General features: G+C 62.3%; 14 protein-coding genes, 1 tRNA gene and 1 pseudogene. 12 read left to right on the top strand and 4 right to left on the bottom strand.

Annotation, left to right across the window (positions count from 1 at the left end):
* Positions 1 to 62 precede the first annotated feature (62 nt).
* The 6 genes from ACFWYE_RS12460 (at position 63) to ACFWYE_RS12485 (ending at position 6582) form a co-directional block, all read left to right on the top strand.
* On the top strand, positions 63 to 1715 hold the full coding sequence (locus ACFWYE_RS12460; protein WP_379111688.1) for an ABC transporter substrate-binding protein: 1653 nt from the start codon (positions 63 to 65) through the stop codon (positions 1713 to 1715).
* A gap of 572 nt (positions 1716 to 2287) precedes the next feature.
* The gene (proV, locus tag ACFWYE_RS12465; RefSeq protein ID WP_379111983.1) at positions 2288 to 3487 is read left to right on the top strand and encodes a glycine betaine/L-proline ABC transporter ATP-binding protein ProV; all 1200 of its coding nucleotides are present in this window, start codon (positions 2288 to 2290) and stop codon (positions 3485 to 3487) included.
* Positions 3488 to 3606: 119 nt separating this feature from the next.
* Positions 3607 to 4536, top strand: coding sequence for an ABC transporter permease (locus ACFWYE_RS12470; RefSeq protein ID WP_379111690.1), 930 nt, complete (start codon positions 3607 to 3609; stop codon positions 4534 to 4536).
* A gap of 25 nt (positions 4537 to 4561) precedes the next feature.
* The gene (locus ACFWYE_RS12475) at positions 4562 to 5425 is read left to right on the top strand and encodes a glycine betaine ABC transporter substrate-binding protein (protein WP_379111692.1); all 864 of its coding nucleotides are present in this window, start codon (positions 4562 to 4564) and stop codon (positions 5423 to 5425) included.
* 129 nt (positions 5426 to 5554) lie between these two features.
* Positions 5555 to 5941, top strand: coding sequence for a helix-turn-helix transcriptional regulator (locus tag ACFWYE_RS12480; protein ID WP_379065618.1), 387 nt, complete (start codon positions 5555 to 5557; stop codon positions 5939 to 5941).
* A 110-nt stretch (positions 5942 to 6051) separates the two neighbouring features.
* Positions 6052 to 6582 carry a dihydrofolate reductase family protein gene (locus ACFWYE_RS12485; protein WP_379065620.1) on the top strand — a complete coding sequence of 177 codons (531 nt, stop codon included), beginning with the start codon at positions 6052 to 6054 and terminating at the stop codon, positions 6580 to 6582.
* 37 nt (positions 6583 to 6619) lie between these two features.
* Here ACFWYE_RS12485 and ACFWYE_RS12490 read toward each other — a convergent pair whose 3' ends face one another.
* From ACFWYE_RS12490 to ACFWYE_RS12500, 3 genes are all read right to left on the bottom strand, one after another.
* On the bottom strand, positions 6620 to 7489 hold the full coding sequence (locus tag ACFWYE_RS12490) for a phosphotransferase family protein (protein ID WP_379111694.1): 870 nt from the start codon (positions 7487 to 7489) through the stop codon (positions 6620 to 6622).
* Positions 7490 to 7567: 78 nt separating this feature from the next.
* On the bottom strand, positions 7568 to 7969 hold the full coding sequence (locus ACFWYE_RS12495; protein ID WP_379111696.1) for a hypothetical protein: 402 nt from the start codon (positions 7967 to 7969) through the stop codon (positions 7568 to 7570).
* Between the two features lie 241 nt (positions 7970 to 8210).
* Positions 8211 to 8300, bottom strand: a tRNA-Ser gene (locus ACFWYE_RS12500).
* A gap of 277 nt (positions 8301 to 8577) precedes the next feature.
* Between ACFWYE_RS12500 and rplU the strand changes: the two are divergent.
* From rplU to ACFWYE_RS12520, 4 genes and pseudogenes are all read left to right on the top strand, one after another.
* A pseudogene (gene rplU, locus ACFWYE_RS12505) lies at positions 8578 to 9021 on the top strand (50S ribosomal protein L21); the annotation flags it as partial.
* A 106-nt stretch (positions 9022 to 9127) separates the two neighbouring features.
* A complete protein-coding gene (rpmA, locus tag ACFWYE_RS12510) occupies positions 9128 to 9397 on the top strand; it encodes a 50S ribosomal protein L27 (protein WP_054309796.1) in 270 nt (89 codons plus the stop codon).
* A 122-nt stretch (positions 9398 to 9519) separates the two neighbouring features.
* A complete protein-coding gene (locus ACFWYE_RS12515) occupies positions 9520 to 10107 on the top strand; it encodes a GNAT family N-acetyltransferase (RefSeq protein ID WP_129412632.1) in 588 nt (195 codons plus the stop codon).
* 57 nt (positions 10108 to 10164) lie between these two features.
* The gene (locus ACFWYE_RS12520) at positions 10165 to 10695 is read left to right on the top strand and encodes a GNAT family N-acetyltransferase (RefSeq protein WP_379065628.1); all 531 of its coding nucleotides are present in this window, start codon (positions 10165 to 10167) and stop codon (positions 10693 to 10695) included.
* Position 10696: 1 nt separating this feature from the next.
* Here ACFWYE_RS12520 and ACFWYE_RS12525 read toward each other — a convergent pair whose 3' ends face one another.
* Positions 10697 to 11566 (bottom strand): endonuclease/exonuclease/phosphatase family protein, encoded by an 870-nt coding sequence (locus ACFWYE_RS12525; protein ID WP_379065631.1) that lies wholly within the window; start codon positions 11564 to 11566, stop codon positions 10697 to 10699.
* 116 nt (positions 11567 to 11682) lie between these two features.
* Here ACFWYE_RS12525 and obgE point away from each other — a divergent pair, with 116 nt between their 5' ends.
* Both obgE and proB read left to right on the top strand, forming a co-directional pair.
* The gene (obgE, locus tag ACFWYE_RS12530; protein ID WP_379111698.1) at positions 11683 to 12714 is read left to right on the top strand and encodes a GTPase ObgE; all 1032 of its coding nucleotides are present in this window, start codon (positions 11683 to 11685) and stop codon (positions 12712 to 12714) included.
* 9 nt (positions 12715 to 12723) lie between these two features.
* Complete coding sequence (proB, locus tag ACFWYE_RS12535) at positions 12724 to 13875, top strand: glutamate 5-kinase (RefSeq protein WP_379111985.1); 1152 nt, start codon at positions 12724 to 12726, stop codon at positions 13873 to 13875.
* Position 13876: the final 1 nt, after the last annotated feature.

Consider the following 13876-nt stretch of genomic DNA (forward strand, 5'->3'; position numbering starts at 1 on the left):
AGACAGAAAGCTCAGAGATCCAAGGGAACACAAACCGAGCAGAACAAGAAAGGGAGGATAGAATGGGGTTCTTCAGAAACAATGGCGACCGCGTCCCGGCAGCCGTCGAGACGATGGCCAAGGACGTTATGGCAGGCCGCGTCGACCGGCGCGAGTTCCTGGCGCTGGCAAGTGCGCTGGGCGCCTCGACGGCGCTTGCCTACGGCATGGTCGGTCTGGCCGTTCCTGCTCCTGCCTTCGCCGAGGAGGCCAGGAAGGGCGGTACGCTGCGCGTGTCGATGCCGGTCAAGGCACAGAAGGACCCGCGCACCTATGACTGGGTCGAACTTGCCAATGTCTCGCGCAGCTGGCTCGAGCCGCTGGTGCGCTACACACGCGAATTCACCTTCGAGCCGGTGCTGCTCGAAAGCTGGGACGTCAATGACGAAGCCACCGAATATGTCCTGCATGTGCGCAAGGGCGTGACCTGGAACAATGGCGACGCTTTCACCGCCGACGACGTCGCCTACAACCTGACCCGCTGGTGCGAAAAGGCCGCAGCCGGCAATTCGATGGCCGGGCGCATGGGCGCGCTGATCGACGCCAAGACCGGCAAGGCCCGGGACGGCGCCATCACCAAGGTCGATGATCACACGGTGAAGCTGAAGCTCGGCGAGCCGGATATCGCGCTCGTGCCGAACTTCACCGATTATCCGGCACTGATCGTGCACCGCAACTTCGACGCCGATGGCGCCGATCCGGTCAAGAAGCCGATCGGTACCGGGCCGTTCGAACTGGTGTCCTATGCGGTCGGCCAGAAGGCCGTGGTCAAGCGGCGCGAGAACGGCAAGTGGTGGGGTGGCGAGGCTCCGCTCGACGGCGTCGAATTCGTCGACTACGGCACCGACTTCAACGCGTCGGTGAATGCGTTCGAATCGGGCGAGATCGACCTCAACCTGGAAACCCCGGCCGACTTCATCGACATTCTGGACAAGATGGATCTGGTGAGGTCGGAAGTCGCCACGGCGACGACGCTGGTTGCGCGCACCAACGTCACCCACAAGCCCTATGACGACCAGCGCGTGCGCAACGCGCTGCAGATGGCAGTCGACAACAATGTCGTGCTGCAGCTCGGCTACAGCGGACGCGGAACAGTCGGCGAAAACCACCACGTCAGCCCGATCCAGCCCGAATATTATGCGCTGCCCAAGAAGGAGCGTGATGCCGCCGGCGCCAAGAAGCTGATGGCCGATGCCGGCCAGGCCGACTTCGAGCATGAGCTGATAACGATCGAGGACGACTGGCAGAAGAACACGGGCGACGCCATCGCAGCACAGCTGCGCGAGGCGGGCATCAAGGTCAAGCGGACCGTGCTGCCGGGCTCCACCTTCTGGAACGACTGGACCAAGTATCCTTATTCGATGACCATCTGGTACATGCGCCCGCTCGCCGTGCAGGTGCTGGCGCTGGGCTACCGCACCGGCGAGGCCTGGAACGAATCAGGCTATTCCAATCCAGATTTCGACGCCAAGCTGAAACAGGCGCTTTCCATCAACGATGTCGAGAAGCGGCGCGAGGTGATGAAGGACCTCGAGACAATCCTCCAGGATTCAGGCGTCATCATCCAGCCCTACTGGCAGAAGCTTTATTGCCACATGAGCAAGAAGGTGCGGAACTACGGCATTCATCAGACCTTCGAGATGGATCTGCAGAACGTCTGGCTGGAACAGGCCTGATCTTTCGATGATGCGTGACAGCCGGCACAGGGGTGCCGGCTGTTCGCACAGCGGACGGCGACGACCGCAAAACAAGGAGTCGCATCCTGTGATCGGGCGCGGCGACGGTTCGGCAAGGGCTGGCGATGGAGGGAGGAATCAAGATCCCGGCGAGCATGGCGCTTCGGTTCCGTGAAAAAATCACGGATCGATTGCAACTTTCTCCTGCGCCATACAGCCAACGAAAATTCACTCGAAAGCCCCGGGAAAGCCGCGCTTCTGGCGGTGCTCATGAACTGATCGCGGTCGACATGCGAACTTCGGGAGCTGTGAGAATTCTCTCATAAGTTGTATATGCCGGCATCTTTGGGTAGACAATCTTTCCGACCAGGCCTATATGACGGCTGCGGATTCTAAATATCATTTCCGCGAGTGACGCATTTCCGGCAATTATTTTGCGATCAATGGAAATGTAAGAAAACTTCCTTCCCAGAAGAGGAGAGTTCATCTGCCGGCATGGCGGGTTTGCGAATTACTACATGACGTCAAATTATTCCAATTCATTACAAAACATTGAGCAAGAAAACACCGCAATCAATAGTGGTGTGAAAGTAAGACTCAGAAACGTATACAAGATATTTGGGGATAATGCCGATCGAGCGCTGGAAATGGCGCGTTCGGGCAAGCCAAAATCGGAGATCCATGCGTCCACCGGTTGTATGATCGGGGTCGACGCTGCGAGCTTCGACATCATGACCGGCGAGACCTTTGTCATCATGGGCCTGTCCGGCTCCGGCAAGTCGACGTTGCTTCGCCTTCTCAACCGCCTGATCGAGCCGACCGCCGGTGCGGTCGAGATCGACGGTCGCGACATCACGAAGATGTCCAGGCGCGAGCTGATCGAACTGCGGCGGCACGACATGAGCATGGTGTTTCAGTCCTTCGCCCTGCTTCCCAACCGCACTGTGCTCGGTAACGCTGCTTTCGGGTTGGAAATTGCCGGGGCGAGCGAAGCCGAGCGTGCCGCGAAGGCACTTGCAGCGCTCGACGCAGTCGGCTTGAAGCCTTATGCGAACAGCAGGCCGGACGAGCTTTCGGGCGGCATGAAGCAGCGTGTCGGTCTGGCGCGGGCGCTGGCCAGCGAACCGACCATCCTGCTCATGGACGAGGCTTTTTCCGCGCTCGATCCGTTGATCCGCACCGAGATGCAGGATGAATTGATGCGCCTTCAGGCCGAGCAGAGCCGCACGGTCGTCTTCGTCAGCCACGACCTCGACGAGGCCATGCGCATCGGTGACCGCATCTGCATCATGCAGCATGGCAAGGTCGTGCAGATCGGCACGCCAGACGAGATCGTCTCGAAGCCCGCCAACGACTATGTGCGGTCGTTTTTCCGCAATGTGGATGTCTCGCAGGTCTTCAAGGCCGGCGACATCGCCCGCAAGACACAGCTCACCATCATCGACCGGCAGGGGGTCTCCGTGGCGGCTGCGCTGGAGCAGATGGAACAGTCCGGGCGTGACGTGGCCATCGTTGTCGGTCGCGACCGAAAGTTCCACGGCATGGTCAGCCAGGACGCGCTGATCGACAAGATCAAAACAAAGACCGTGGAGCCGTATCGCAACGCTTTCCTGCAGGGCGTGGAGCCGATCGCTGCCGGCGAACCCTTGTCCAACGTGCTCGGCCGCGTGGCCGAAAGCCGCTGGCCCGTGCCCGTGGTCGACGAGCATGGCCGCTATGTCGGCTCCATCAGCAAGTCGGCGCTTCTGGAAACGCTCGACAGGGCCGGTTAGAGCGCCGCGCGTCCATTCGGACGCGCAAAGGTCGCTCTAACACTTTGATTTGGCGCATGATCTTTTCCGAAAATCGATTCCGATTTTCGGGGTCATGCGCTGAGCCGAAAGGAAAGATCGTGGATCTCTATTTCAGTGTCGGCCATGGCGCCGACGTCGTCGTCAATTACATCCTGGACAACTTCACCCCCGCGCTGGACGTGATTGCCGCGGCGATCGGTTTCGTGACCGGCAGCATCCAGGGCGCGCTGGTGGGCACTCCTCCGATGGCGGGTATCGCCCTGCTGGCGATGCTGTCGCTGTGGCGGGTGGGATGGAAATTTGCCGTGTTCGCCTTGCTGGCGCTTGCGCTGGTCAATCACATGGGCCTCTGGCAAGGCACCATGGAGACACTGTCGCTGGTGCTTTCGGCCACCGTCATCGCCGTGGTCGTCGGTATTCCGGCCGGCATCGCTATGGCACGCTCCGACAGGGTGGCGAGCCTGCTACGACCCGTGCTCGACCTGATGCAGACGATGCCGGCTTTCGTCTATCTGATCCCTGCCGCGATGTTCTTCGGCCTGGGAGCGGTGCCTGGGACCATCGCCACGGTCATCTTCGCCATGCCGCCTGTGGTGCGCCTGACCAATCTTGGCATCCGGCAGGTCCATGGCGAGTTCGTCGAGGCAGGACTGGCCTTCGGCTGCACGCCTTCGCAGTTGCTGTTCAAGGTGCAACTGCCCAATGCCATGCCTTCGATCATGGCTGGGGTGAACCAGACGATCATGCTGTCGCTTTCGATGGTCGTCATCGCCTCGATGATCGGCGCGGGCGGGCTCGGCAACAATGTGCTGACAGGCATCCAGCGTCTCGACGTGGGCGCCGGCTTCGAGGGCGGGCTGGCCGTCGTCATCCTGGCCGTTGTGCTGGATCGGATCACCCAGAGTTTCGGCAAAGGCAGTTCGGGCTTCCTGAATTTCCTTGTCTCCCGCAGAGCCGCGAGCGTCGAGCGGGCGAATTCGCCGGACCACGTTCCGGCTGATGACAAGCAGCGTTCCGCCGCGGCTTGAATTTCCAGAATACGAAGGAGAAGAGATGTTCAGGACACTCACACGTATCGGGCTTGCCGCGTTTGTTGCGGGCAGCATGGCCACGGCAGCCTTTGCGCAGGACGGCAAGCCTGTGAAGCTCGGCTGGGCTGCATGGTCGGATGCGGAATTCGTCACCAAGCTCGCCGCCAGGCTCATCGAGGACAAGCTCGGCCAGAAGGTCGAACTCGTTCAGACGGACGTCGCTCCGCTCTACCAGGGTGTCAGCCGCGGCGACATCGACGCCATGATGATGGCCTGGCTGCCGCAGACCCATGCCGACTATTTCAAGCGCGTCGAATCCAAGGTCGAGACGCTCGGCACCATCTATGACGGCGCAAAATTGGGCTGGGTCGTTCCGGCATACATCCCGGAAAGCGAGATCAGCTCGATCGAGGACCTGAAAAAGGACGAGGTGAAGCAGAAACTCGGCGGCGAGGTGCAAGGTATCGACCCCGGCGCCGGCCTGACACGGCTTTCGGAGCAGGCGGTCAAGGATTACGGCCTGGACTACAAGCTGAAGATCTCCAGCGAGGCCGGCATGCTGACCACCGTCGACCGCGCCATGCGTTCCGAGAAGTGGTTCGTCGCCACGGCCTGGAGCCCGCACTGGATGTTCGGCAAGTACAAGCTGCGCTACATCGCAGATCCAAAGGGCTCGCTCGGCAAAGCCGAGCATATCGACATCCTCGCCCGGAAGGGGTTCAAGGAAGACAATCCCAAGGTCGCGGAACTGCTTGCGCGCATGAAGCTGCCGATCCCCGAACTCGAGGCGGCGATGTTCGACGCCCAGGAAACCTCCTACGAAAAAGCGGTCGACAAATACATCGCCGATCACCCCGACCAGGTGAAGAAGTGGGTCGAGGGATAAGGCACGCCACGCTCTTCGGGGCGCCCTCGACGTGACTGCTTCGCGGACGGCGGCGCTTGCCGCCGCCCATTGTTCCGGAACGCGAGTGCAGCCAGCCGCTGCGCTCATTTTCTCAAAGGAGACCGAAACGTGTCCCATCACCATGCCGACTTTTCCGCCGACACGCTGGGCGGCCGGATATCGCTTGCCCGCGAATTCGCGGGGCTCTCGATCGCACAAGCCGCGCAAGCCCTGGGCGTCCTGAGCTCAAGCTGGACCGCCTGGGAGTGCGATCGTGCCGAACTGCGAGCCAACCGATTGACCACCATGGCCGGAATCCTGGGCGTCAGCCCGATCTGGCTTCTCACCGGTGTCGGAAGCGCACCGGAGGAATCCATCCGGGACGACCCGGCGAAACTCTTGCGGGAGCTTCACGACACATCCAGGAGCATCGCTACCCTGAACATGCGTGTGCAGCAGCTTATCGTCGGTTTCGAAGGTCTCCGAACGATGGAGAGCGGGTCGACTGCAGCATGACGGAGGCTCGGCGTCCGGCATTCCCGCGCACCTAAAGATCGGTTGATTTGCCACCCATCTGCTTGCATAGTGCAAGCAGATGGGTGGTCTCTGTGCGGGAGCGAACTGGCATGGCCAAACTTGTGTTCGGAATGAACCAGTCCCTGGACGGCTATGTCGACCACATGCGGTTTGCGCCAAGTCCCACGCTCTTCCGCCATTTCATCGAGGAAGCTCAAGCGCAGGCCGGCAGCATCTACGGTCGCCGGATGTATGAGATCATGCGTTACTGGGATGACGATCATCCGGAGTGGGATGCGGACCGACAGGCCTACGCCGCGGCGTGGCGGAAGCAGCCGAAATGGGTCGTGTCGCGCTCGTTGCAGGCGGTCGGTCCCAACGCCCGACTTGTCGAGGGTGGTCTCGAGGGCGCGATCCGGGAGATCAAGGCTGGGCATGACGGGGAGATCGAAGTTGCCGGCCCGGACCTGGCGCGAAGCCTCACCGAACTTAACCTGATCGATGAATACCGGATCTACCTGCATCCCGTCGTGCTTGGTCACGGCACGCCCTATTTCGCCGGTCCCCGGCCATCGCTTCGCCTTGTGACGCATGATCGGATCGGCGAGGACGTGATCAGGTTGACCTACGTTCCTGCCTGATCACGTTGCCAGCCGGATGGAAATCAGGACGTAGCATTTATCCTGCAGCGCCGAGGCGCCGCGTCATCGCATCGAGCGACGGCCATGGCGGACCCTCGCGCAGGGTGCGGATGAGCTGTTCAGCCCAGTGCCGGCCGTCTGGGAACTGGTCGCCCGCGTCCCACCGCCATGCTGCGACCATGACGAGAACGAGGGCCCGGCATGCGCTCAGCAGCGTCTGATCGACGTCGGGATAGTGCTCGATGACCGCATCAGGCACATGGGCCAGGTCGAACTCCACCGGCCCACGGCAACATGTCTCAAGGTCGATGAACAGCGGCCCGAATCTGGTGTTCAGTACGTTGCCGGGATGTGGTTCGCCGTGCAGCAATTGTTCTACGGCGCCACTCTCGACAATCGTTCGTGTGAGGCTCTCCAGCAGGCTGCCGAGAAACTCCCGATCCTCATCGCCCAGTCCGGGCGTCAGGTTACGGTTGGCCAGAAGTTGCCCTGCTTCCGCAACCCGATCGGTGAAGCGCAGCGTGGCGATCGCGATTTTTTCCATGCCGATGTGCAGGCGCCGCAATGAACGCGCATAGTCGACCGGCGCGACGTCCAGCGTGACGGACGCATGGTAGGTCCAGAATGTCAGCGTGAAACCATCGCGCTCGTAGACGCGCGGCGGAACGCGGGGTTCGAGCGCAACTGCGGGGCTGTCGGTCTTTGCAAGCAACTCGGCCAGCTCGACCTCGAACGGCATAACCGGATCCGCCAAGGGTGCTACCCGGGCAAGGATGTCGCAGGGCAGAAGGCGCAAGGTGAGCTTGTTCGAATTCTGGAGAACAACCGCATCATCGACTGTCAGGCCAAGCTCGGAGGCGGTGGACGTGGCCGCAGCCACAGCACGCGAAACGTCGGTAGCTTGCACGAAACGGCTCCGTTTTCATATGCTCGAGATCGCGACCACGATAATTGCAGTTGCCAAGACTTTGCCTCGAAACTCCTCTTAGTCGGGCTTTCCGGGCACGAGATTGATCCGCACGTGCTTTGCAATGATGAAGCCGGCTACCCCGTAGCTCGCACTCCATTCGATGCGGTAGTTCTCCTCGACCTGAGTGATCTCCAGATCAAAGATGATTGCCGGCATCATGTTGAAATCGATGCAATGGATTGTGGTCACGCCATCAAGGATGAGAGTGACCGTCGCGTGCTTGTCGAGAACAAAATAGCCCTTGGCATCCACCTGGTCCGTCATATTCCAGGCCTGTATGCGCAGCAGCGCAGCTCCCTTGCCGGAGAAGGTAATCTCAAGCAGTTCGGCATCATGAAAGCGGGGCACGCACCCGAACCAATCAACGAGTGCCTCCCCTCCAGGAATATCATGCAGCGTGGACTTGGGAGATGTCATGACTTGCGAGTATCCAAGGCCTCATAACCTTTTGCAAATTCACCGCTATCAAAATCACCGACGACCATGCCTTCACCACCATTGGTAGGGAGGACATTGTGGGTTCGGACTTCAAAGGTAGCCTTGTAGTCTTTCCTGCGGTCTGGACGAGGGGTGGGAACGGCTCTCCTTCCACCTCAAGACGACCCTCAGCATCCTGGGCATTCAAAAACGGAGCCAAATCCAGGGGGCAAAAAGATAATGGCGGAGAAGGAGGGATTCGAACCCCCGATACCCTTGCGAGTATGCCGCATTTCGAGTGCGGTGCTTTCAACCACTCAGCCACTTCTCCGCAGCGTGGTCGGCCTTGCCGGCGCGGCGCACTAGATAACGGCTGCTTGCCCGGGACACAAGGCCCTAAATGGGCTGATTTCGGCCCTTTTTGACGAAGCCGTCCGGCCTTTGCCTTGACTCACCGCGAAGCTGCGGTTATGGACGGCCCGCATTCGGCGTGGGGGATTCTCCGCGCCGCTTGTTTTTTGAACCCGCAGACTGACAAAAAGACGGCCGAACCGCCCCGACAAGGACAAGCGGTTCAAAAAGGCCGACCGAACAGCGAAAGGCAAAAAATGTTCGCAGTCATCAAAACGGGCGGCAAGCAGTATCGTGTTGCCGCCAACGATGTGCTCAAGATCGAGAAGCTCGAGGCCAATGTCGGCGACGTCGTCGAAATCGGCCAGGTTCTGGCGCATGGCGAAGGCGAGAATGTCGTGATCGGCGCTCCGTTCGTCGACGGCGCGGTGGTCACCGCCGAAGTCGTCGAGCAGGGCAAGAACCGCACCGTCATCGCTTTCAAGAAGCGCCGCCGGCAGAATTCGCGCCGCAAGATCGGCCACCGCCAGCTGCAGACCACCGTGCGCATCTCCGAGATTCTGGTCGCCGGTGCCAAGCCTTCCAAGAAGGCGGCTGCCAAGGCCGAGGTGAAGGCGGAAACCGCTGCAGAGGCCAAGGCTGAAGCCGCTCCCAAGAAGGAGAAGGCTGCGCCGAAGAAGGCCAAGGCAGAGGACGCCGCTGAGTAAGACTGACTGGGCGGCCATGTCGCCCGAGCAGGCTTGAAACGGAACGCGAACGCGTTCATAAGGGTTTTGAGGCGCCCCCGCGGCGCAAAGGAGCAATGAAATGGCACACAAGAAAGCTGGCGGTTCGTCGCGCAACGGTCGCGATTCGGAATCCAAGCGCCTTGGCGTGAAGAAGTTCGGCAGTGAAGCCGTGATCGCAGGCAACATCATTATTCGTCAACGTGGCACCAAGTGGCATGCCGGCACCAATGTCGGCATGGGCAAGGACCATACCCTGTTTGCGCTGGAAGCCGGCGTCGTAGCCTTCAACAAAAAAGCCAATGGCCGAACCTACGTGTCGGTGAACCCGACCCTTAAAGCAGCGGAGTAGCCGGTTCCGCACCTAGACACCGGCACCCCATCTCGGGAACCGGTGTCTGGCCAGGCCAGGAAAAGGATCAGGGGAGATGGGTGACCATCTCCCCTTTTTCTCGTGCCTGGAGGACTTTCAACATGGTTGCCGAAGCGGACTACACGGACGACGGAGGCTTCACGATCGATAACCCGGTGCTGCGCACCGAACGCCTGGTGATGCGGGCGCCGTGCGAGGCGGATATCGATCAGCTGGTGGCGCTTGCCGACAACCGCCACGTCGCCGAGATGCTCGCCCGCATGCCGCATCCCTACGGCATCGAGGAAGCCCGCAGCTTCCTGGCCATGGCACGGGCGCCGCGCGGCGGCATCGTCTATGCACTGACTCTTGCCGAGAACGGCGCCTTCATCGGCTGCGCCGGGCTGAACAGCACCGACCGTGGCCTGGAACTCGGCTACTGGATCGGCGAGCCGCACTGGAAGCGCGGCTACGCCACCGAGGCGGCGCACGCGCTGGTCGACCTCGCCTTCACGCGCACGACGATCCAGGTCCTCCAGGCCTCGACCCGGGTGATCAACCCGGCCTCGCGCCGGGTCATCCACAAGTGCGGCTTCCAGTATGCCGGCCAGGGCATGCTGAATTCCATGGTTGCCGGCCAAGTGCCGGTCGAGCGTTACCGGCTCGACCGCAAGACCTGGGCGAGCCTGAGAAGCTGGGTGCGGCTGTAGTTGATGGCCGGCGGCGTTGAGAGAGGCCGCCGGCCGCTGACGGCAATGAGCAGGGCAATGAACGAAGCAACACAAGCCACCATCGCGCCGATGGCGGAGACCCATATCGAGAGCTTCCATCGCGCGCTCGATACCGTGGCGCGCGAGCGCAGGTATCTCGCCTTCCTGGAAGCGCCGCCGCTGGCAGCCACGCGCGATTTCGTGCGCGGCATGATGGAGAAGCGCAATCCGCAGTTCGTGGCAGTCGTGAAGGATGAAGTCGTCGGCTGGTGCGATGTTTCCAGGCACGAAAGGCCGGTTTTTGCGCACCGGGGAGCGCTCGGCATGGGAATCGTTCCAGACTATCGCGGCCGCGGGCTTGGCCGGCAACTGATCGAAACGACGCTCGCTGAAGCGCGTCGACAGGGCATCGTGCGTGTCGAATTGACGGCCTATGCCGACAACGCGCGCGCCATCGCGCTTTATCGGAAGGTCGGCTTCGTTCAGGAAGGCGTCGAACGCGATGCGGCCTGCATCGACGGCAGCTACTGCGACATGGTCATGATGGCGACCATCGACAAGGCAAACAAAGATGCTTGGCGAGGGTAGCTCAGCCCAGTTCGAGCCAGACGGGCAGGTGGTCGGAGCCGTCCGCGTTGCGGTCGACCCAGAGGCGTTTCAGCGAACCGGCCAGCGAGGCGCTGGTGAAGATGTAGTCGATGCGCTTGTGGCGGCTTTCGTCCTTGGGTCGCTCCGGGTCGACCCAGGTGACGAGGTCCGGTTCCCCGGCGTCCAGCCGCACGGCGGCGTCGACGGCGAGGTCGGCGCTGAGATGCAGGCCGAATTCGTGATCGGGCAGGCCGGCGAAGTCGACATATTCGGGCGAACCGGCCAGCATGTTGAAATCGCCCATGACGACGAAAGCCTCGGGGCATGGCGGTTCCGGCAGGCCGATCTCGCCGAGGCCGCTCAGTCCGCCGCCTTCAAGCGCATAGTTGAGCACACGATCGCGCAGGAAACGGACCTGCCGGGCGCGCTCGACGGGATTGCGATGGTCGAGATGTGCGGAATAGAAGCGCACGAAACCGAGCGGTGTCTCGATCAGGGCCTCAATGGCGCCGCGCTGGAAGTTCATGGTGCCGACGGAGCGGCTTCGCGGCAGCAGCAGGTTGCGCGACAGATGGATCGGCGTCTTCGACAGCACCATATTGCCAAGCTGGAAGGTGACCGTGCGGGCACGGCCGCCGACGATCGAAGAGCCGATATTGGCCTCGAAATTGGAACCATAGACGGCAAAATAGTCCGGCAGCGCCTCGCCGATCGCGGCAACCATGTCATGTCCGCCGTTGCGCGGGTTGTTGCGCGAGATCTCCTGCAGGGCGATGACGTCGGCGCCGCGCACGGCGTCCGCGATGCGGCCGAGGTCGTAGCGACCGTCGAGGCCGATGCCGTACTGGACGTTGTAAGTGACAACCCGCATAACGCACTCTCCCGCATCCGGCCGCAAATTCGGCCGTACCCGCTCTCGCTCTGGGCCTTTCCATGGTTTAGAGCAGACAGGTTCATGAAACTCCATAGCAATAGAAATCGCGTCCGATGAAATTCCTCGATCAGGCCAAGGTCTACATCCGCTCCGGCGACGGCGGAGCCGGTGCCGTCTCGTTCCGGCGCGAGAAGTTCATCGAGTTCGGCGGGCCGGACGGCGGCGACGGCGGCCGCGGCGGCGATGTCTGGGTCGAGGTGGTCAACGGCCTTAACACGCTGATCGACTATCGCTACCAGCAGCACTTCCGCGCCAAGACCGGCGTGCATGGCATGGGCCGCAACCGTACCGGTGCCAAGGGCGGCGATGTGACGCTGAAGGTGCCGGCCGGCACGCAGATCTATGCCGAGGACAACGAGACGCTGATCTGCGACCTGACCGAGGAAGGCCAGCGCTTCCGTCTCGCCGCCGGCGGCAATGGCGGTTTCGGCAACCAGCATTTCAAGACGTCGACCAATCAGGCGCCGCGGCGTGCCAATCCCGGCCTGCCGGGCGAGGAACTGACGATCTGGCTGCGACTCAAGCTGATCGCCGATGCCGGGCTGGTCGGTCTGCCCAATGCCGGCAAATCGACCTTCCTGGCGGCGGTCACGGCGGCGAAGCCGAAGATCGCCGACTATCCGTTCACGACGCTGCATCCGGGGCTTGGCGTGGCGCGCATCGACGCGCGCGAATTCGTGCTGGCCGACATCCCCGGCCTGATCGAAGGCGCCCATGAAGGCGTCGGCATCGGCGACCGGTTCCTCGGCCATGTCGAGCGCACGCGTGTGCTGCTGCACCTGGTTTCCGCGCAGGAGGAAAACCCCGGCAAGGCCTACAAGACCGTGCGCACGGAACTGCAGGCCTATGGCAACGGGCTTGAGGACAAGGTCGAGATCGTCGCGCTTTCCCAGGCCGACACGCTGGACGAGGACGCACGCAAGAAGAAGCTGGCCTCGCTGAAACGCGCGGCCGGGCGGCAGCCTTTCCTGGTGTCGGCAGTCACCGGCGAGGGTGTCGAGGCGGTGCTGCGCGCGCTGATGGCCGTGGTGGCCGAAGCGCGCGACGCCGTGCCGGCAAGGGTCGAGACGCGCTGGGAACAGTAGGACATGTCCGTGCAGTCTCTGAAGAAATACCGCCGCATCACGGTGAAGATCGGTTCGGCGCTGCTGGTCGACCGCACCACCGGGCTGAAACGCGAATGGCTGGCCTCGCTGGCACAGGATGTCGGCACACTGGCGGCTGGTGGCGCTGAAGTGCTCGTCGTGTCCTCGGGCGCCATCGCGCTTGGCCGCACGATCCTGGGGCTTGGCAAACGGGCGTTGAAGCTGGAGGAAAGCCAGGCCGCTGCCGCCGTCGGGCAGATCGCCCTGGCCGGCGCGTGGTCCGATGCCCTGGGCGGCCATGGCCTGAAGTCCGGCCAGATCCTGCTCACCTTGGGCGATACCGAAGAGCGCCGGCGCTATCTCAACGCACGTGCCACCATCTCGACCTTGCTCAAGATGAAGGCCATACCCGTCATCAACGAGAACGACACGGTGGCGACGTCCGAGATACGCTATGGCGACAACGACCGCCTGGCTGCGCGGGTGGCCACCATGATGGGGGCGGACCTGCTGGTGCTGCTCTCCGACATCGATGGGCTTTACACGGCGCCACCGGCGCGCGATCCCAATGCCGCGTTCATTCCGGTGGTCGAGCGCATCACGCCGGATATCGAAGCGATGGCGGGTGCCGCGGCTTCCGAATTGTCGCGCGGCGGCATGCGCACCAAGCTCGACGCAGGCAAGATCGCCAATGCGGCGGGTACCGCCATGGTGATCACCTCGGGCACGCGGCTGTCGCCGCTGATGGCGATCGAACGCGGCGAGCGCGCCACCTTCTTCAAGCCCAGCCCGACGCCGGTGAAGGGTTACAAGACCTGGATCGCCGGCCAGCTGGAGCCGGCAGGGCGATTGACCGTCGATGCCGGCGCCGTCGGTGCGCTGATGTCGGGCAAGTCGTTGCTGCCAGCGGGCGTCAAGCTGGTGAGCGGCAATTTCGCGCGCGGCGATACGGTGGCGATCCTGTCGCCAGAGGGCCGCGAGATCGCGCGGGGCCTTGTTGCCTATGATGCCGCCGATGCCGTAAGAATCGCCGGTCTCAAGACGGCCGAGATCGAAACGGTGCTCGGCTATGAGGCGCGTTCGGCAATGATCCACCGCGACGACCTGGTGGTCAGCCATGCTGGTGTTCAAGGTGGGGCTGGCGCGCAAAGTGGAGAATGAG

Origin of the sequence: Mesorhizobium sp. NPDC059025 (genome assembly GCF_042739655.1) — a bacterium.
GTDB lineage: Bacteria > Pseudomonadota > Alphaproteobacteria > Rhizobiales > Rhizobiaceae > Mesorhizobium.

What these genes read in the sequence shown, in the direction of transcription:
- ACFWYE_RS12460 (WP_379111688.1), top strand. Translation starts at nt 63, where the DNA reads ATGGGGTTCTTCAGAAACAATGGCGACCGCGTCCCGGCAGCCGTCGAG.
- ACFWYE_RS12475 (WP_379111692.1), top strand. Translation starts at nt 4,562, where the DNA reads ATGTTCAGGACACTCACACGTATCGGGCTTGCCGCGTTTGTTGCGGGC.
- ACFWYE_RS12485 (WP_379065620.1), top strand. Translation starts at nt 6,052, where the DNA reads ATGGCCAAACTTGTGTTCGGAATGAACCAGTCCCTGGACGGCTATGTC.
- ACFWYE_RS12495 (WP_379111696.1), bottom strand. Translation starts at nt 7,969, where the DNA reads ATGACATCTCCCAAGTCCACGCTGCATGATATTCCTGGAGGGGAGGCA.
- rpmA (WP_054309796.1), top strand. Translation starts at nt 9,128, where the DNA reads ATGGCACACAAGAAAGCTGGCGGTTCGTCGCGCAACGGTCGCGATTCG.
- ACFWYE_RS12515 (WP_129412632.1), top strand. Translation starts at nt 9,520, where the DNA reads ATGGTTGCCGAAGCGGACTACACGGACGACGGAGGCTTCACGATCGAT.
- ACFWYE_RS12520 (WP_379065628.1), top strand. Translation starts at nt 10,165, where the DNA reads ATGAACGAAGCAACACAAGCCACCATCGCGCCGATGGCGGAGACCCAT.
- ACFWYE_RS12525 (WP_379065631.1), bottom strand. Translation starts at nt 11,566, where the DNA reads ATGCGGGTTGTCACTTACAACGTCCAGTACGGCATCGGCCTCGACGGT.
- obgE (WP_379111698.1), top strand. Translation starts at nt 11,683, where the DNA reads ATGAAATTCCTCGATCAGGCCAAGGTCTACATCCGCTCCGGCGACGGC.